Origin of the sequence: Bifidobacterium apousia (genome assembly GCF_007559275.1) — a bacterium.
Classification (GTDB): domain Bacteria; phylum Actinomycetota; class Actinomycetes; order Actinomycetales; family Bifidobacteriaceae; genus Bombiscardovia; species Bombiscardovia apousia.
Genome location: NZ_VMHK01000005.1, coordinates 105,281 through 123,739 on the forward strand (window position 1 = coordinate 105,281; position 18,459 = coordinate 123,739).

The window sequence follows — 18,459 nt, forward strand, 5'->3', positions numbered from 1 at the left end:
CGGTATACTCGTGAAGACCGGGAAGGCTCCGAACCTCCCAGCGGGCACTGCTTGCGGCGGCTGACCATGGAGCCCCATCTCTTGACCCCGGGGACTTGCATGCACGCTATTGTTTCCCCGATGCTTTTGGACATCCCCCGGTCCAAAAGGAAGATTGCAAGAACGACTGCAGAGGGTCGCATGCGGGGACAAATGACCGATCCGGTTTGGAAAGGCCAGGTTGACCGATGACATCATCCATGACATCTACAAACATTACGAATCAGAACGCAGCGGCGGCAGGGGCTGACATGCGTTTCGACGACACCGACTGGCACAGCCTGGAGACCTCGGCTGTGCTGGAGACCCTGCACACCGGGGACCAAGGTTTGGATACGCAGGAGAGCGCACGCCGACTGGAGCTCTTCGGGCCCAACAGCCTGGCTGAGGCCCAGGCCAAACCTCGTTGGAAGCTCTTCCTGGAGCAGTTCGCCGGCCCCCTGATCGCCGTTCTGATGGTCTGCGGCATCATCACCATTTTTCTGCAGCACTATGTGGACGCTGCGGCCATCTTCCTGGTTCTTTTTCTCAATGCCATCATCGGCTATGTGCAGGAGTCCAAGGCTGACAAGGCCGTGGAGGCTCTGACGACCCTGTCCACCCCCACCACACGGGTGGTGCGCCAGGGCCGGATGGAGCAGATTGACGCCGACCAGCTGGTCCCGGGCGATCTGGTCCTGCTGGAGAGCGGCGACCGCATCCCCGCCGACCTGAGGCTGATCGAGGCCCTTCACCTGCGCATCGACGAGGCCATGCTGACGGGCGAAAGCGACGACGCCAAGAAGAATACAGACCCCGTGGACCGTGATGCAGCACTGGGCGACAGGCACTGCATGGCCTTCTCAGGCACCATGGTCACCAGCGGCCGTGGACGCGGGCTGGTGGTGGCCACTGGCTCCGACACCGAGCTGGGCGAGATCAACGATCTGGTCCATGTGGCCAAGGGCCGCACCCCTTTGCAGCGGATCATCCACCGTACCGAGTTGGGCATCGCCGTCGCCGTCATCCTGGTGGCCATCTTCGTCTTCATCGGCGGAGCCATCCTCAATGGCGATGCCACGGGAGCCTTCCTGTCTGCAGTTTCCCTGGTGGTGGCCTCCATGCCCGAGGCCCTGCCCATCGTGCTGACCGTGGCCATGGCCTTGGGCGTTTCGAGGATGGCTGAATACCATGCCATCGTCCGTTCGCTGCCGGCGGTGGAGACTCTGGGCTCCATCACCGTCATCGGCTCGGACAAGACCGGCACGCTGACCCAGAACCGCATGACTGTGGAACAGTTCACCCTGGGCGGCGGCCAGCCGGTCCCCGTAGAGGGCCTGGACCTGGGCGCAGCGGCCGTATCCGACGACGACCGTATGCGCGGTCTGGCCGCCCTGGCTCGGGCCGGGGCTCTGACCAATGAGGCCCACCGGCAGCCGAATGAACAGGGCGAGATCGAATACAGCGGCGATGCGGTCGACATGGCCATGGCCCGCCTGGCCGACCAGACCGGGGCCGTGACGACTGAAGACCTGGATGCTCCTATCGTCATGGAGACCCCCTACGAGCCGGAGCTGCTGCACTCCATGACCATCCGTCGCGCCCCGGACGGCACCCTGACCCAATACGTCAAGGGCGCCCCGGACGCCGTCATGGCCATGAGCCGAACCATGCTGGACCCGGATGGCCAGGTCGTTCCCCTGGACACCCAGGCCGTCCACAAGTCCTACGAAGCCATGGGCTCCCAGGGGCTGCGCGTCATAGGCGTGGCCAGCAGGGTCCTGTCCTCTGACCAGGATCCCGCCTCCCGCCGTCGACCCGACGACCTGACCTTCCTGGGGCTTGAGGGCATGCTCGACCCGCCCCGACCCGGCGTGCGCGAGGCCATTGCCGACTGCGCAGGGGCCGGCATCCGCGTGGTCATGATCACCGGCGACCACCCGGTGACCGCAGCCGCCATAGGCCGCCGCCTGGGTCTGGAACACACCGATCAGGCGCTGACCGGCAGCGAAATGCTGGAGATGAGCGACGAGGTCCTCCGGGCCCGTCTGCGCGAGACCTCCATAGCCGCCCGCGTCTCCCCCCAGGACAAGCTGCGCATTGTGGAAGCCCTGCAGGATGAGGGCCATGTGGTGGCTGTGACCGGCGACGGCGTCAATGACGCCCCGGCACTGAAGGCAGCTTCAGTGGGTATCGCCATGGGTCGTTCCGGCACCGACGTGGCCCGGGAGGCCAGCGATGTGGTCCTGACCGACGACAACTTCGTCACCATCACCCAGGCCGTGCGCCAGGGGAGGGTCATCTTCAAGGCCATCCGCGGATCCGCCTACTTCCTCCTGTCCACGGCCGCAGCCGCCATGATCGCCGTCGGGGTCAATGTGATCTCCGAGGAGCCCCTGCTCTTCCTGCCCCTGCAGATGCTCTGGATCAACTTCGTGACCAACGGTGTCCAGGACATCGCCCTGGGATTCGAGCCTGGCAACGGGGATGAGCTGGAGTCGCCCCCACGTTCGTCTGGAGAGGGCCTGCTCTCGCGGGTGCTCTGGGCGCGACTGGCCGTCTGCGGGCTCTGGATGGCCACCTGCATCCTGGTCCTCTACCGCCTCAACATCAACGCGGGGATGGATCTGGCCCAAGCCCGGACCATGGCCCTGACCCTGCTGGTCCTCTTCAACTTCTTCGTCGCCATGTCGGCCAGGTCCGAGAACAGGTTGATCTTCCAACTCAATCCCTTGGACAACACCTTCCTTCTGGTGGCCTCGTTCGTGGCCCTGGGCATCCATGCGGGGGCCATGTATCTGGCTCCGGTTGCGGGCGTTCTGGGCATGGCTCCCTTGAGCGCAAGCCAGTGGCTTATCTGCCTGGGGATTGGGCTGACGGTCCTGATCTTCAGCGAGGGCGACAAGATGGTTCGTGCCTTCCTGGCCAAGCGGGGCATCGACACGTCCGGGCGGCCCAAGGGCCACCTGCACCATGTGCGCCGCCGCATCGCCGGCATGATCAACTGAACCGACCTGTCGGGCTGAACTGCCAGACTGAATCCGTGCAAGAACGGTGGAAGGCGCCCATGGCGGAGGCCCTGCGGCTGGCCGGCATGGCCGGAGACCGGGGGGACGTGCCCGTGGGCGCCCTGGTCTTGGATGCCTCGGACCGGATCATCAGCCGGGGCTTCAACCAGCGGCAGGCCCTGGGCCGTCCCCTGGCTCATGCCGAGATGGAGGCCATCGGGGAATCCGACGCGGGCTGGGATCTGGCAGGGTGCACCATGGTCGTCACCCTGGAGCCCTGCCCCATGTGTGCCGGAGCCCTGATGGCCTGCCACTTCAGCAGGGTGGTCTTCGGCGCCTGGGACCCCAAGATGGGAGCCTGCGGGTCGGTCTGGGATCTGCCTCGTGATCCGCACACCGGGACAAGGGTCGAGGTGCTGGGCGGTGTGTGCGAACAGGCATGCGCCGGGATTCTTGCCGATTTCTTCGCCCGGCACCGCCAGGACTGAGTCCCGTTGTTCAGCGGTGGCTGTGATTGGCCCTGTACCGCTGGAAAGCCGGGGTGACCTGGAGGGCCGCCCAGATGCAGCGCAGGACAATCAGGCAGAGGTAGGCGGCAAACAGATTGGCGCCCACTCGCGCGCTGACCCCTGAAGCCGCCCAGGTACCCACCGGCGTGGTCAGTGCGGCCACGATGCCCAGAAGCAGTCCCTGACCGGCGTGAACCAAGTGGTGGCGCAGGTTGGTGAACGTCCCTGACAGTGAACTGGGCAGAATGGCCAGCAGGGAGGTTCCCCTGGCGATCAGGTCGCTGGCGCCCAGCAGGGCCAGGGCCGGTACTGCGATGGCTCCGCCGCCAACGCCTAGCAAGCCGGACAGGGTTCCGATCAGGATGCCGACCAGCAGAATGATCAGGGCCACTGCCGGGCTCAGCTGGATGCTGCTCTCCCTGGAGGGCGTGGACAGCAGCTGCTGGGCAATGACGGCCATCAGGAAGCCCACATAGAGCCACCTGAGTATCACCTCTGGAAGCCGGTCCAGCAGCCAGGTGCCGATCTGCGCCCCAATGACCGTGCCCACGGCCAGCAGCAGGGCGGCCAGCCAGTCCACATGCCCGCCCAGGGCGTAGGAGGCCACACCGGCCAGCGACATGGGGATCATGGAGGCCAGCGAGGTAGCCGAGGCCTGCCGTTGCTGCAGTCCGGTCCATACCAGGGCAGGCACGATGATCGATCCGCCGCCGATGCCGAACATCCCCGACAGGAATCCGCTGATCACGCCCACCAGGACAAGGATGGCCAGGGTCCGCCGGTCCATCCCTCCGGCTCCTCTCTGCTCTTTCTGCATGGGTTCCAGCCTAGGTCGACGTTTTCGTTGTGATGGCAGGATGTCCGCGTGTGCGGCCATGTCTTCCAGCCAGCTCTTATGTCCACCATGCGACCGTCGCCTTGGTTCCCTTCTGTCGCCTCGGCATACTGCTTGGTATCCCCCGGGCCGGTCCCCGGAGGTGCGTTGTCTAGTCAAGAGAACAAAGAGGGTGTGTTTCGATGCGTTATACGGTCATCGGTGCCGGAGCCATGGGCTATCGTCTGGGCGTGCTGCTGCAGGAGCAGGCCGGCCTGCAGGTGGATTTTGTGGATACCTGGATGCCCAATATTGACAAGGTTCATGACCAGGGAGGCGTCTATGTTTCCCGCGATCATGAGAATCGGCATTTGGTGCCCGTCAACATTTACACCCCCGAGGACTACAAGGGCGACCCCGATGTCTGGATCGTCATGCTCAAGCAGATGCAGCTTGAGGGGGTCCTGGAGCGTTGCGCACCGCTCTTCCGCGACCATCAGGTGGTCTTCTCGGCCATGAATGGCTGGGGCCACTTCGACAAGCTGCTCAAGTATTTCCCCAAGGAGCGCATCTACGGCGGCACGGCCATGATCGGCACAGTCCTCAACGGGCCGGGCGACGTGGACTTCATCGGCAGGTCCGGGGCAGGCTCCATGCACCTGTGCGCCATGACCGAGGAGACCACCGACGTGGAGCGCCGGATGGCCGAGGACTTCAAGGCCGCCAACCTCAACCCCATCCTGACCGAGAACTTCGAGGGCACCTGCCTGGCCAAGATCATCTTCAACTCGGTGGTCAACACCATTTGCACCATGTATCAGATCACCATGGGCCAGTTCATCTCCTACCCGGGTGCCAAGGACATGTCCCGCCAGCTGATCGACGAGGCCTATGACGCCTGCGAACGGGCCGGCAAGCAGCTGATCCAGACCCGTCAGGAGACCCTGGACGAGGTGGATTACGTCAGCCGCGTGGGCAATCCCCTCCACTACCCCTCCATGTACCAGGACATGTCCAAGGGCCGCCCGACCGAGGTGGACTACATCAACGGCTATCTGGCACGTCTGGGACGCGAGCATGACTACGTCTGCCGAACCCAGGAGTTCCTGACTCACGGCGTCCATCTGGCCGAGCTGGCCTTCCGCGTTCACCACGAGGAGCAGGCCGACCAGGGGTGAATGGGTGATTTATAGTGGGGGTGGCACAAGGACGTCCGATCCCGTCCGGCCAGGAGGATCATGACCCAGGAAGAACGCATGCAGCTGCCCGACCGGGTACGGACCAACGGAGCCACCCCCAATCCCTGGTGGGCCAATGCGGTGGTCTACCAGATCTATCCACGGTCCTTCCAGGACACCAACGGCGACGGCTATGGCGACCTGCCGGGCATCACCCAACGGCTGGACTACCTGGCCGACCTGGGCGTGGACGTGATCTGGCTGAGCCCGGTCTACAAGTCCCCCCAGGATGACAACGGCTATGACATCGCCGATTACCAGGACATCGACCCCATCTTCGGCACCATGGACGATATGGACGAGCTTCTGGACCAGGCCCACCGTCGGGGCATCAAGGTGGTCATGGACCTGGTGGTCAATCACACCTCGGACGAGCATGCCTGGTTCCAGGCCTCCCGCAACAAGGATGACCCTCACGCCGACTGGTACTGGTGGCGTCCCGCCAAGGCCGGCCACGAACCCGGCACCCCTGGTGCCGAGCCCAACCAATGGGGTTCCTACTTTGGGGGCTCTGCCTGGCAGTACGATCCGCAGCGCGGCGAATATTACCTGCACCTGTTTTCCAAGAAGCAGCCCGACCTCAACTGGGAGAACCCCCAGGTCCGGCAGGCCGTCTTCGACATGATGAACTGGTGGATGGATCGGGGCATCGACGGGTTCCGCATGGATGTGATCGTCATGATCTCCAAGACCGTCGACTCCGAGGGCCACTTGCCCGGTGAGGATGGATCGGCCATCGCTGACGGTCCTGTAGGTCCCGAGGGGTACTCGTCCTCGGTGCCCTTCTGCGTGGACGGCCCCAGGCTGGACGAGTTCCTCCAGCAGATGCGCAGCCAGGTCTTCCAGGGTCGGCAGGGCTACCTGACCGTGGGGGAGGCTCCCAGCCTGGCACCTGCCCGCAGCGGGCAGATCACCGACCCCGCCAACCATGAGCTGGACATGCTTTTCCTCTTCACTCAGACCGAGGTTGACACCGGGGACAGCAAGTGGGACATCCGTCCCTTCCGGGTCTCCCGGCTCAAGGCGGCCATGGACGAACAGCAGCAGGCCGTGGCCAAGGCTGGGTGGGCCAGCCTCTACTTCGATAACCACGACCAGCCCAGGATCGTCTCCCGTTGGGGCGACACCTCCAGCGAGGAGCTGCGCTCGCGTTCAGCCAAGGCTCTGGGGCTTCTCCTGCACATGCACAGGGGCACTCCTTACATCTATCAGGGTGAAGAGCTGGGCATGACCAACGCCGGCTTCACCAGCCTTGACCAGTACCAGGATCTGGAATCCATCAACCTCTACCATCAGCGGGTCGACCAGGCGCACGAGCAGGATCCGGAGTCCATGATGGCCGCCCTGGCTTACATGAGCCGCGACAATGCCCGCACCCCCATGCAGTGGGATTCCACCAAGTTTGCCGGTTTCACCGCTCCATATGCTCCCAAGGAGCCCTGGCTGGCCGTCAATCCCAATAGGGACAAAGTCAACGCCAAGACTGAGCAGCGCGATCCGGATTCGGTCTTGGCCTTCTATCGCGAGCTGATCCGCCTGCGGCACACCAATCCGGTCGTGGCGGCCGGTGACTTCACCCTTCTGGATCCGGATGCGGACCAAATCTACTCATTCACCCGCTGCCTGGACCAGGCGCCGGAACCCAAGTCGGGACCCGAGGCTGCCAGCGTTCTGGATGCCCTGCCCTGCCAGCGCCTGCTGGTTGTGGTCAATCTGAGCAGCCGCCCGGCCTCACTGCCGCCTGAAACGGCAGCGCTTCTGGGCTTGGACCAGACCGGATTCACCTCTATGGCTCTTGGGGCTGTGGATCCCGACCGGATCCTCATATCCACCTACCGGCCCGAGCAAACTGCCAGCTCACTGCTGACCGGTCGCCTCTCCCCATGGGAGGGGTTCGTCTACCGACTCTGAGGAAACCCCGTCGCCGGCACAACTTCCAGGCTAGAGTGGAAGTCAGCGATGCCCCGATGGGCCTGTGGGACCGGATGGGTCCCACAGGCCCAGGGGCGATGGGTTCGCGCCGTGGTCAATCCCGACGATTCCGGCACGGACAGGAAAAGAAAGCGGGTTGCATGTCTCGTCTGATCATTGTCTCCAATCGTTTGCCCATGTCGTTGCAGGCACAGGAAGACGGCTCCTACACCTTGCACCAGAACGTGGGGGGACTGGCCACGGCTATCGGCCCCTACCACCGTTCCCATAAGGACAGCCTCTGGATCGGCTGGAGCGGCATCGATCCGCAGAAGTATTCGGAAAAGGAGCTGGCCGGCATTCGACAGGCCTACCGGGAGAGTCGGTGCATTCCTATCTTTCTCAGCAAGGAGGAGCTGAACGGATACTACGCTGGCTTCTCCAACAACACCCTCTGGCCGCTCTTCCACGACTTCTCGCACGAGGCCGTCTTCCGCCAGGAGGACTGGGAGATGTACCGCAAGGTCAATATGCGCTTCGCACAGGTGGTGGAGCCGCTCATCCGCAAGGGCGACACCATCTGGATTCAGGACTACCACCTGATGCTCCTGCCCAAGATGCTGCGCGAACGTTACCCTGATGCCTCCATCGGCTGGTTCCTGCACGTGCCCTTCCCCAGCGCTGAGATCTTCCGCTCCCTGCCCTGGAGCCGCGAGATCCTGGAGGGCGTCTTGGGCGCCAACCTGATCGGCTTCCATACAGTGGACTTCTCCGCCAGCTTCCTGGCCTCGTTGCACAGGCTGCTGCCCGAGCTGCCAGTCAACCAGGACGGCGTGGTCGAGATGCCTGACGGCCACCGCGCAGCCATCGATGCCTTCCCCATTGGCATCGATTACAACCTCTACCGGCGTACCGCCCACTCCAGCCTGGCCCGGGCCATGCGTCGAGGAATCGACGAGGTCTGCGGCAAGTCCCCCCGTCATCGCTACCGCACATCAGTGACGGCTGAAGGGGTGGCGGCCAACGAAGCCACCGCTTCGGACGCCAACTGGTGGAGCCACTACATGAAGGAGGACATCCCTGAGTCCACGCTGGCCAAGCAGGCGGCCTCCTCGGTGGGCAGTCGCTCCAACAAGGTCATCGTTTCGGTGGACCGGCTGGACTACACCAAGGGTCTGCCCGAGCGGCTTCAGGCCTTCGGCCGCATGCTGGACAAGTACCCCGAGTGGGTAGGCCATGTCACTTATTACCTGCTGGCTACCCCGTCGCGGGAGGTCGTCGAGTCCTATCAGCGGCTCAAGGCCCAGGTGGACCAGCTGGTGGGCGAGATCAATGGTCGATATTCCCTGCTGGCTTGGACCCCTATCCACTACATCACCCGCTCCCTGTCCATCAAGCCGGTCTGCGGCATCTACACGGCCGGCGACGTGGCCCTGGTCACCCCCCTGCGCGATGGGATGAACCTCGTGGCCAAGGAGTACCTGGCCTGCCATGACGGACGCGACGGCACCCTGGTCCTGTCGGATATGTGCGGGGCGGCCGACGAGCTGACCGATGCCTTCATCGTCAATCCCTACGACATCGACATGGTCTGCGAAGCCCTGCACAACGCCCTGGAGATCACCCCCGAGGAGTCCAAGCGGCGCAACATCCGTATGCAGGCCCGCCTCAAGGTGCGCACTGCAGCCAACTGGTGCACCTCATTCCTTGACTCCCTGCGGCAGGTGTCCGCTCCGGGCATGACAGATAGGAGGCTGCGTATGGATCACCACAACGCCATCGTTCGTCAATGGGACGGGGCACATCGTCGTCTGGTCCTGTGTGACTATGACGGGACGCTGACCCCGTTGGTTCGTCGTCCTGAGCGGGCCAAGCCCACCCAGGCCCTCCGCCGTCTGCTGACCCAGGTGGGGAGCAATCCCGATGTGGACTTCCTGCTGGTCTCCGGCCGCAGCCATCAGATCATGCAGGATTGGTTCGGCGACCTGTCGGTGGGGCTGATCGCTGAGCACGGCGCCTGGAACCGCAACCTGCCTGGCAGCAACTCGGACGAGTGGCAGCGGGCGCAAGGCCTGCCCGACTCCGACACCTGGCAGAAGGTGATCCGGCCCATCATGGATGAGTCGGCCACCAGGGTCCCCAACTCCTTTGTGGAGAGCAAGTCCGATGCGGTGGCCTGGCACTACCGGATGAGCGATGCCCAGGTGGCGGAACAGGAGCGTCAGGATCTGCTCCATCGTCTGCGCGGAGTAGTGGTCGGCCTGGGGTTGATGATCATGGAGAACTCCAAGGTCGTCGAGGTCACCCCTGTGGCCACCAGCAAGGGCCAGGCCATCCTGCCCTTCGTCAACAGCGGTGACTACGACTTCATGATGGCCTTGGGCGACGATGAAACGGACGAGACCATGTTCGCCGTCATGCCCGATAAGGGCTGGACCATCAAGGTCGGGCCCGGCCAGACCAAGGCTCGGCTGCGGGTCAACGATCCGACCGCAGTCACTCTGCTGCTGGCCGACCTGGGTGCCGGTGTGGCCCGTGACTCCAATGAGCCCGTGGCCTCCCACGACTTCCGCGACGACCATACCGTGGTCGACGAGGCACATGCCCAGCTCACTGACGACAAGTAAGGCAGACGACCGCAAGCCATCACCGGCGACTGTTAGCCACTACCGGTAACCGCTCGTGAAGTCCGTCAAGTTCACGGGCGAGCTGGTGGCAATTGCCGCCCACCGGTGACGGCTTGTGGCGACCACAGACGGATGACCATTGGCGGTCGGTTGCGACCGTTGTCTGTTGGTGGCGGACTGGTGAGGGCTGTCGGCAACTATTGGCTGCAGACGGACTTTTTGTTCATCCATCATGCCCACTTGTTTGCCCGACTCGGTCGCATCGGCGTACCTATCTGTCTGTCGGAACTGATTCATTTGTTGCTTGCTTGGTTGTCGGTCTAGTTGTTTCTGGTTGTTTCAGATCCGCTCTCATGCCTGTCCGGTCCTCGGGTGCCCAAACGTTCGATTGCTCACATATTTTGGTTTTTCAGTATGTTTAGGTGTCCACCATGTTGACGGCTGACCCCATTGGTCGGGCCCGGCCGACCATACTTGGAGCATGGATACTTCAACAATCACTGCCTGTCTTGAGTCCGATCATGCCGCTGATCTGCGCAAAGCCGCCCAACGTCTGGAAGGTGTGGCCCGTCATACCCTTATCGAGGAATCCGATGATCTGGGTGCTCGGATAGGCCATCGCGTTCTGCTCAAGCCGGAGAATCTGCAGCTGACCGGATCCTTCAAGATTCGCGGAGCTTATAACAAGGTGGCCTCGTTGGATCAGGACGAGCTGGACCGCGGCATCGTCACCGCTTCCGCCGGCAATCATGCCCAGGGGGTGGCTTTTGCCGCACGCAGCCGTGGCGCGAAGGCCACGATTGTCATGCCCCGGATCACGCCGCCCCTCAAGGTTGATGCCACTCGGGCCTATGGCGCCGAGGTTGTCCTGCAGGGCGAGGTCTTCGACGAAAGTTCCGATTACGCCTTGGGTCTGGCACGTGATCGCGGCATGACCTTCGTCCCGCCCTTTGACGACTACGAGGTCGTCTGCGGTCAGGGAACCATCGCCATGGAGATTCTTCAGGACGTGCCCGATGTCACCGATATCGTGGTTCCCCTGGGTGGGGGCGGGCTGGGCGCCGGAGTGGCGCTCGCCGTAAAGACCTTCAAGCCAGACGTCAGAGTCATCGGAGCCACCCCGGTCGGATCTCCGGCCTGGCGTGAATCTCTGACAGCTGGTCATGTGGTCGCAGCGGATCAGATGCGTACGGCTGCCGAGGGCGTAGCCGTCAGACGTCCCGGCGATCTGAACTATGCCCTGCTCAGCCGCTATATGGATGATCTGGTTCAGGTGACCGAAAGCGACATCTCCGAGATGATCCTATTCATGCTGGAGAAGCACAAACTGGTGGTCGAGGCAGCCGGAGCGGTCTCCTTGGCGGCCTTGGGCCAGTTGGATCTGCAGTCCGATGTCTTCCGGTCGGCCCCGGGTCCGCATGTGATCGTCCCCATCATCTCGGGAGGCAATATCGACACGGTCACCATGGGTGCGGTCATCCAGCGGGGGATGATCTCCCGCGGGCGCATCATGCAGTTCGGCGTGGAGCTGCCCGACGTCCCCGGCCAGCTGGTCAAGGTGGCCACGGTCCTGGCCGATCTGCGTGCCAATGTAATCGAGCTCAACCACGATCAGTTCAAATCCTCCGGCCACTATGACAACGGCGTGCTCTTGGAGGTGACTGTGGAGACCAACGGCCCCGACCACATCACCCAGATCCTGGATACCTTGCGTAGCCGAGGCTTCCAGGTCCATCAGAACTACTGAGCCTAGCTTCCCGATCGGAACCGGGGTCCAATGCCCAGCTTCCAAGGTTCCAAGATAAGGATCACGACCGGGCGAACAGCCAGAATGGCCGTCGCCGTTGCTGAGTTTGGCTGATAGCCTGCAGGTTCTTGCATGGACTATCTATGGCAATCTTTGCGCCGTCTTTCTTGATGTTCTAATGTGGCCTGCTCTCTGCGCCGGCATCGGTCAGGGCCGCGTTCCAGAGAGAGCCTCATGGTTCTGCGACTGTTTGAATTTGGTGACGAAGTTTCGTGTTTCTGCATAGTTCGAACCCATCTGGTTCCGGAGCGATTTCCAAGTGATGAGCGGGGTCTGGTAGGCGTAGGCTCGGCTGCCGTTGATGCGCACCCATTCGGCTGCACCCGGCCCGGGGTTGCGGATAGGCAGAAATATGCGGCAGAAGTCGGGCGTCAGGTAGACCCAGCGCTGCCTGTTGAGCTGCTTCCATTGCGGCCCGCCCATGGACCGTGGAATCTGACTGGCGAATTCTTTCGTAAGGAGGCAATACCCTCTATTGCTTCTCTTTGTTCCCCGTTCTGTTCCCGGCAAGAGAAGATTTTCATACTAAATTCAGTATATCTACGCAATGACGGTTCTTGTTAAAGGGGAGGGGTTCAAGGTTTCCGCTCGGCGTTCGATGTTTGTTTTCCGTGCTGGCGGGTCATCTTTGACTTGTCGGCGAACCGGTTTAGGGCGTCCTTGTCCTCGTTGCAGTGGTAGTTGTTCATGCACTGTGGTGAGCAGAATCGCTGAATCTTCCTCTTGTCTTTGGCCGGCAGGTACGGCTTGCTGCATCAACAGGTAACGGTCCACATAAAGACCGTTGATCTCGCTTGTTTCTTGCATTGGTTCTCGCGCAGATTTTTGACTTTGCACATGTCCCTGCAACCGAATTTTGTCGGATTCGCGCATCGTGCGCAGAATTTGGCGTCATTTCAACGATAACACCGGATTTTCCACATTTTAATGCAAGAAGTCCATCTCTTGAATTTGGTCTGATTGTGGCTTGTCTGGACGTGATTGCTGTCTGTGCTGGTTGGCGCACTCGGGGTGTATTGATTGATGGTGATTTCGTGATTGCCGGTGTTCTATGGATGTGATGAGCTGGTTTCGGGTCCTTTTTGGGATAACGGTGGAATGCTTGCTTCAGACTGTGGCAGTTCTTCCGGTGCGCACGCCCGACTCTGCTCTTTCCTGCCGGCTCCGGCAGGCTTGTACCGCATGCATGGAGATGGAGAATCTGTCCACCAGGATGACCCAGGACCGGCTGGCCGTTCTGGGTATGCCTTGCGGATGATGGCCGACTTGGGGGTGCCCTCCTTCTTGGCCGCCCGGCTGGCTTTGTCGCCCAGGTCCTTGGGCGCCCTGACCCTCCAGGCGCATCACGCGGTCCGTTCCTCGGCCCCTTGCTTCTCCAGCTTCTCCAACTTCGCCATGCTCTGGGCAATGAGCGATGCGGCCTGCTCGTCGGTCAGCAGCGGGGCGCCGGGGTCCCGCCGGATGGCGGCCTCCGTGTGGTGGATCAGCTCCCCCCGATCGGCTGCATGGATCATCGCATCGATGTCCTTCTGGTTCTCGGATGTGACTTGCTTGGCCATTTTGCGCTCCTTTCCCTTCCTGTGCGCCTGTCTCTCTTCGCCCTCACCGGGTGGCCTCGGCCCGGCGCAGGCGCATCTGTTCGAATTCCGTATGGAGATCCCTGAAGAACTGGTCCTCGTCCACCTCGCGGTTCGGGTCCATGAACTGTTCGGAGCCGGGGACGGCATCCAGGCGCTCCCCGCGTTCGGCCTTGGCGGTCATCTCCTCCATCTGCCGGCGCTCTTTTTCCGTCTTAGGCTCGTACTCGTATTCCTTCATGGCTTCGATTCCTTTATCCATAGACATGGCTTTTTGATCGTTGGTTGGTTTGTCTGTCCGTCTATCGGTCGCGCTTGTGCTACTCAATCAGATAGCGCCACACGTCGTTGACGGTCAAGGTGTGGAAGGCGACGAATTCCCCGGGCTCGTCTTCCTTGACTATGACCTCGATGCAATTCTTTTCAAGCGCTCCAGGATGCCTGGGCCCGACGAACACCACGGCATCCAGCCCATTCCGAGCCTAGACCTCCTCTTTGCCTGCATAATGCAGGACGGCATAGCCGATTTCCTGGTATCCGTTACACCATGCCTGCCGGCGCTTCTGGTCATCTTGAGCGTTTGATCTCCTCTCTCCCGCCTTCTATCTATATGGCACCACACTGACGACCTGCAGTCAAAGGCCGCACTTTTTTCTTCTGAGTATTCCTTGGATCTACCAGCCGCGTCCTGCTGTGGAGGGCATCCTCCTCGATGATTCATTTCGGCTTCGGGTCGTTTTATAGGCTCCTGTAATCAGGAAAAGACCGCGGCTTTTTCCGGATCGCAGCCATTGCTTTTTGCTTAAGACAACGACAATCAGAAGCCAGGCAGTCAAAAGGCTTTACATGCTTTTTTCGCCCGATTCCGGATGAAGTCGGCCAGGACGGAGTGAACCAGCGCCGAAGAGTTATGCAGGTTCTCCTCCCGGGCGATGCGTTTCAGGGGGTCCTTCATGGTCGGCGTGACCTTCACACGTAGTTCCACGTTGACGGGACGTCGCTCCTCTTCGCGGGGTCGGCCGGCGAAGATGCCCATCAACTCTTTGTCCTTCAGGGCCGGAGCACCAGGGTCCCTGTACACCGCAGTTCCGGGCGCGGGCTTCAGCTCACCCCGGTCAGCCATTGCATCAAGTTCCTCGCTTGTATAGCTCACCTGCGTTTTCCTTTCTATTTATCGGGAGACCGCCATCCCCAGGCCAAACGGTCTGGGATAGCGGGTCCTTCAGCAAACCGCCGTCATTTGCAATGCATTAGATGCATCCACCTGTCGGTGATGGGCATGGCGTGGAATGCATGCAGGAGGCCATCCTCACGGCTAGCCGCAATCACCTCGATGACGTTATGGGGCGAGCCTCCTTCATGCCTGGGGCCGACGAACGCGATCGTCGCCTCTCCGGGATTGCCCAGGGTTTTTTGAAAGCCGAAAGGGTGGCGGACGGCGTATCTGATCTCCCCATTCTTCAGACCATGTTTGCGTGCAGATTCGTCGACCTTTACCAATGTGCAAGATCGCATTCTCTCTCCTTATATCATTTTCACTTCGCGCCATTTCCGCCTCCTTTCCAATGCATTTCAGTCATACAAAGTTGTATTACTCCATCAAATTACTCCGCTGATTTACTTCGCTAGCGAATACATCCCTTGCTCTTTGCTTTTTGAATCTTGGTTGAGCACTATGGCGAAGTACACCGCCTTGCCGCCGCAGGAACAGCCGGCAGACGGGGTTGTCCGCGTCTGCCGGCCGGCACCCCGATCTCCTCTTTGATGCTTCCAGAGCGCTTCCTCATCCTCTGGCCGATCATGTCATCGCATCAGCATGCCGAATCCCCTGCAGTGTGCCCATCAACAGGGATGAGCCTCTTCCCAACGCTGTAAAAGTGCATTACAATAGTGGTATGGTGATTAGGTTCACGGATTCGGCACACCGGCATTTCGGCGAGGACCGCCTCGACGAGGCCATGGTGCTCAGGGCTATAGGCGAACCGGTATGGACCGCGATCGTTGACCCGGACGACCCGTCCGTGCCACCGCCGGCGCCCGGGGATCCGCCGACAGCGCTCATCGTGTGCAAAAGGCACCCAGGCGCGTTGGACGACGACCTGCTCGAAGTGCTCATCCACCCCGATGGGCCCGACATGCGGGTATTCCACGTCATGCACCTGGGCGGACTGTGGCGCGACTACTGGCACCGCTGGTCCGACGGCCGGGGCGGGAACAGGACGACGACGGAAAGGAAACGGCAATGAGCGACAGGAACACACGGCGCACGACCGTGAAGGCAAGCGAATACGAGAACCGCATGGACCGGCTCGACCGGGCCCCCTCGAAGCCGCCGGTCTCCGCATGGGGCGGCGAGGAAGCCAGGAGGATCAGCCAGGCCATGCTCGACCCCGACACAGATGCCACGAAGCTGTTCGCCACCCTGATGGGGCGCCCATCGCTCGAGCAGCGCGAACAGGGCAGGAAACCGAGCGTGCAGCACAGTGTGCGCTTGAGCGAACCCATGGACGAATACGTATCCGCCGCCATCAAGCGCGAGGGGTTGAAGAACCGCAGCGAATACTTCCGCATGCTCGTCCAGCGGGACGCTGAAAACCACCACACCGAACTCGTCGGCGCATGACACGGGACTGAAGCCGAACCTGCCGGATCATGGCGACCACGCATGATCATTCCGGGGTATTTGGCACTTCTCCGCTTGATCATCTGCTGTCAATGGAAGCCACAGCCGGCTATGTGTGCCATGATGGCCCAGCGGGTTCGCCGGATGCGGCCACTATTAAGCGGTCGTTTCTTCCGCTGGCGAGAGGTGCCGATGCTTTCCCCGATGAATTTGGACTCGTGATCATGTCTTTCGGGCGAGTTTGAGCTCGGCTATTACACATGTAATCTACTTGGTGACCATCTGAGAGAGCTGGATTCTATATCGGAAGCGTCGGAGCTCTGTTGGGACAAGGCGTTTCAGGCTTGTGGCTCTACTAAAAGTATGCTATCGGGCATGAAAAGGCTCCGATGGGATGTATGGCCTGAAGCCAGGGGTGTCCGCTGATCATTGTGGCGTGGCTATGGGGGTTTTGGAGCAAAGAATCGACTCTGTCGGTGCTGCAAATAGGTTGAGAGATAGGACGGGGCGCGTTGGATGCCGAGGAGCGGGAGAGTGCGGTTATTCCTATTCGAATTTTAGGAGCCCTATTGGTATCTGGTCCCAGTCCTCGTCGGTGCTGATAGGGCGTGTCTAGGGCATCATAGCTTTGCTCGGGCGGGAAGACTTTGGCTTCCGGAGTCGATTCGCCCTCCTTCTTCTGGGGCAGGGGTTCGCTTCCTGATGCAGAGTATCCGCGTGATAGGGGACCGGTACAGGCGGAGTCTGTCTGTAGTGAGACGGAAGACGGCTCAAGGATTGCCATAGGGGGCCCTGCAGGTTCTTGCAGGGCCCATCAGAAATCTGCAGATCGCAGACCTGTTCCAATAATTGCGTGGAAAGGTTAGGGAATCAATTCTGGCCGGCGATGGTCTTGTCAACGAGCTTGGGCAGCGCTTCTTCGATGGGTTCGTGGATGAGTCGGGTTGCCAAAGAATCATACTGGGTCGAACCCATGTTCATGATGGTGATTGGCACGCCCGCCTGGGCTGCCACTGGCACCAGCGAGGCCGCAGGATACACTTCCAAGGTGGACCCGATCACCCAGAATTGATCGGCCTGGCTGGCCCGCCTCATGCTCTTCTCCATGGCGCCCTCGGGCAGGGCCTGACCAAAGTAGACCACATCAGTCTTGATGATGCCGTCGCAAGGCATGTTGCCTTGGTAGGGCATGGGCTTATGGCAGTGTGGGTCGGGCTCCTGATCAAGCTTGGCCATGATGTCGGCTGTCCGGTATGCCTGGCCGCATTTCATGCAGTGGGAGGTGCCGATGGTCCCGTGGAGGTTGACGATGACGTCCTCGGAGTTGCCGGCTTTCTCGTGGAGGGCATCGAAGTTCTGCGTAGCCAACAGGTTCAGCATGCCTGCCTGCTCCAGCTTGGCCAGTGCCTTGTGGGCCACTCCGGGCTGGGCCTTCCAGACCGGCGACTCCTTTTGCCACCGCCATGAATACTCCCGCTGTTTCCGGTCGCTCATGAACAGGTCCAGGTCATAGACGCTCATCTGATCGGGATGCTTGGTCCAAACCCCGTCAGGCCCGCGGAAATCCGGTATGCCGGCTGAAGTCGAGATGCCCGCCCCGGTCAGTACTGCAATTGTTGTGCTCATACACCCGTCTTACCATCCGTTAATAGACTCAATGAGTCGAAGGCCAACTTGGTGCGCGAATATACACCTATATCAACATTCGCATTCGTAGGGTGTGGATGACTGGCGATCGCGGACGAAAGGCAAACTCCGTATTGGATGTAACCGGTCCTGACCAGAATTCAGAAGGATCATGCTGACACGCCGACCCAGCAGTGGATCAAGCAATACTTTGTGAATAAAATGTGTGCATGACGCAGAAACGGTAGGCTGAGGTCCCAACTTCGCGAGGTTCTAAAGTAAAAAGGGACATATGACGACACGCCGTCTGAGGGCTTGTTATTGCTGGTTTTAAGGGTGCTCCCAGAATGGCCGAGTTGCGTTTTGGCCGGCTCGTGGTAAGTTTATCTCTTGCTGCTCAACACGGCGGTTCTTCTTCCGGGAGGAAGTTGAATGGCTTGTTGGTGTGGTGGTGGTTTGAGAACTCAAGAGCGTGTTTGTGCTACTTATAGCTTTTTGATTGCCAGTCCGATGCCCGCCCGGCTGTTGTCGGGTACGTGGGAGCGTTGTGAGGGGTGTCGGGGTTTTTCGTGGGTTGGTTTCCTCCTTATGGAAGCTGGCCCGTCAATTATTGATTTGGGCTGTTTCGGCCTTCTTCATGGTTTTTTGTGGAGGGTTTGATTCTGGCTCAGGATGAACGCTGGCGGCGTGCTTAACACATG

General features: G+C 61.0%; 19 protein-coding genes. 10 read left to right on the forward strand and 9 right to left on the reverse strand.

All coding sequences use genetic code 11. The features are described from left to right. Positions 1-290 precede the first annotated feature (290 nt). Both FPK30_RS06960 and FPK30_RS06965 read left to right on the forward strand, forming a co-directional pair. The gene (locus FPK30_RS06960) at positions 291-3,026 is read left to right on the forward strand and encodes a cation-translocating P-type ATPase (protein ID WP_232345835.1); all 2,736 of its coding nucleotides are present in this window, start codon (positions 291-293) and stop codon (positions 3,024-3,026) included. 59 nt (positions 3,027-3,085) lie between these two features. Further along, positions 3,086-3,514 carry a nucleoside deaminase gene (locus FPK30_RS06965; protein WP_144085899.1) on the forward strand — a complete coding sequence of 143 codons (429 nt, stop codon included), beginning with the start codon at positions 3,086-3,088 and terminating at the stop codon, positions 3,512-3,514. A gap of 10 nt (positions 3,515-3,524) precedes the next feature. On the opposite strand, the gene FPK30_RS06970 is transcribed toward FPK30_RS06965, so the two are convergent. Continuing rightward, positions 3,525-4,352, reverse strand: a complete 828-nt coding sequence (locus FPK30_RS06970; RefSeq protein WP_144085880.1) for a sulfite exporter TauE/SafE family protein — start codon at positions 4,350-4,352, stop codon at positions 3,525-3,527. 200 nt (positions 4,353-4,552) lie between these two features. On the opposite strand from FPK30_RS06970, the gene FPK30_RS06975 reads away from it, so the two are divergent. The 4 genes from FPK30_RS06975 (at position 4,553) to ilvA (ending at position 11,872) form a co-directional block, all read left to right on the forward strand. Beyond that, positions 4,553-5,527, forward strand: coding sequence for a ketopantoate reductase family protein (locus FPK30_RS06975; protein ID WP_144085881.1), 975 nt, complete (start codon positions 4,553-4,555; stop codon positions 5,525-5,527). A 60-nt stretch (positions 5,528-5,587) separates the two neighbouring features. After that, positions 5,588-7,498: a glycoside hydrolase family 13 protein gene (locus FPK30_RS06980; RefSeq protein ID WP_144085882.1), complete on the forward strand. Its 1,911-nt coding sequence runs from the start codon at positions 5,588-5,590 to the stop codon at positions 7,496-7,498. A 161-nt stretch (positions 7,499-7,659) separates the two neighbouring features. Then, positions 7,660-10,125 carry a trehalose-phosphatase gene (gene otsB, locus FPK30_RS06985; protein ID WP_186279440.1) on the forward strand — a complete coding sequence of 822 codons (2,466 nt, stop codon included), beginning with the start codon at positions 7,660-7,662 and terminating at the stop codon, positions 10,123-10,125. Positions 10,126-10,606: 481 nt separating this feature from the next. After that, positions 10,607-11,872, forward strand: a complete 1,266-nt coding sequence (gene ilvA, locus FPK30_RS06990; protein WP_144085884.1) for a threonine ammonia-lyase — start codon at positions 10,607-10,609, stop codon at positions 11,870-11,872. A 207-nt stretch (positions 11,873-12,079) separates the two neighbouring features. On the opposite strand, the gene FPK30_RS06995 is transcribed toward ilvA, so the two are convergent. The 5 genes from FPK30_RS06995 to FPK30_RS07015 form a co-directional block, all read right to left on the reverse strand. After that, positions 12,080-12,355 (reverse strand): hypothetical protein, encoded by a 276-nt coding sequence (locus FPK30_RS06995; protein WP_144085885.1) that lies wholly within the window; start codon positions 12,353-12,355, stop codon positions 12,080-12,082. Positions 12,356-12,472: 117 nt separating this feature from the next. Further along, positions 12,473-12,805 (reverse strand): hypothetical protein, encoded by a 333-nt coding sequence (locus FPK30_RS07000; RefSeq protein ID WP_144085886.1) that lies wholly within the window; start codon positions 12,803-12,805, stop codon positions 12,473-12,475. A 234-nt stretch (positions 12,806-13,039) separates the two neighbouring features. Continuing rightward, positions 13,040-13,276: a hypothetical protein gene (locus FPK30_RS08215; protein WP_144085887.1), complete on the reverse strand. Its 237-nt coding sequence runs from the start codon at positions 13,274-13,276 to the stop codon at positions 13,040-13,042. Beyond that, entirely contained in the window at positions 13,276-13,491 is a 216-nt protein-coding gene (locus tag FPK30_RS07010; RefSeq protein ID WP_144085888.1) for a hypothetical protein, read from the reverse strand. The genes FPK30_RS08215 and FPK30_RS07010 overlap by 1 nt, the downstream gene beginning before the upstream one ends. 43 nt (positions 13,492-13,534) lie before the next feature. Next, positions 13,535-13,777, reverse strand: coding sequence for a hypothetical protein (locus FPK30_RS07015; protein ID WP_222102870.1), 243 nt, complete (start codon positions 13,775-13,777; stop codon positions 13,535-13,537). A 94-nt stretch (positions 13,778-13,871) separates the two neighbouring features. Here FPK30_RS07015 and FPK30_RS07020 point away from each other — a divergent pair, with 94 nt between their 5' ends. Further along, complete coding sequence (locus FPK30_RS07020) at positions 13,872-14,093, forward strand: hypothetical protein (protein ID WP_144085890.1); 222 nt, start codon at positions 13,872-13,874, stop codon at positions 14,091-14,093. A gap of 248 nt (positions 14,094-14,341) precedes the next feature. Here the strand turns inward: FPK30_RS07020 and FPK30_RS07025 are convergent, their stop codons facing one another. Both FPK30_RS07025 and FPK30_RS08220 read right to left on the reverse strand, forming a co-directional pair. Then, positions 14,342-14,662 (reverse strand): hypothetical protein, encoded by a 321-nt coding sequence (locus FPK30_RS07025; protein WP_144085891.1) that lies wholly within the window; start codon positions 14,660-14,662, stop codon positions 14,342-14,344. 83 nt (positions 14,663-14,745) lie between these two features. Then, a complete protein-coding gene (locus FPK30_RS08220) occupies positions 14,746-15,009 on the reverse strand; it encodes a hypothetical protein (protein ID WP_144085892.1) in 264 nt (87 codons plus the stop codon). Between the two features lie 395 nt (positions 15,010-15,404). Here FPK30_RS08220 and FPK30_RS07035 point away from each other — a divergent pair, with 395 nt between their 5' ends. From FPK30_RS07035 to FPK30_RS08225, 3 genes are read left to right on the forward strand one after another with little or no spacing between them, the layout of a single operon-like run. Continuing rightward, positions 15,405-15,755 carry a hypothetical protein gene (locus FPK30_RS07035; protein ID WP_144085893.1) on the forward strand — a complete coding sequence of 117 codons (351 nt, stop codon included), beginning with the start codon at positions 15,405-15,407 and terminating at the stop codon, positions 15,753-15,755. Then, complete coding sequence (locus tag FPK30_RS07040) at positions 15,752-16,132, forward strand: toxin-antitoxin system protein (RefSeq protein ID WP_144085894.1); 381 nt, start codon at positions 15,752-15,754, stop codon at positions 16,130-16,132. The genes FPK30_RS07035 and FPK30_RS07040 overlap by 4 nt, the downstream gene beginning before the upstream one ends. Before the next feature lie 29 nt (positions 16,133-16,161). Then, on the forward strand, positions 16,162-16,377 hold the full coding sequence (locus tag FPK30_RS08225; protein ID WP_144085895.1) for a hypothetical protein: 216 nt from the start codon (positions 16,162-16,164) through the stop codon (positions 16,375-16,377). Positions 16,378-17,002: 625 nt separating this feature from the next. Here the strand turns inward: FPK30_RS08225 and FPK30_RS07050 are convergent. After that, complete coding sequence (locus FPK30_RS07050; RefSeq protein WP_144085896.1) at positions 17,003-17,758, reverse strand: Sir2 family NAD-dependent protein deacetylase; 756 nt, start codon at positions 17,756-17,758, stop codon at positions 17,003-17,005. Positions 17,759-18,459 lie beyond the last annotated feature (701 nt).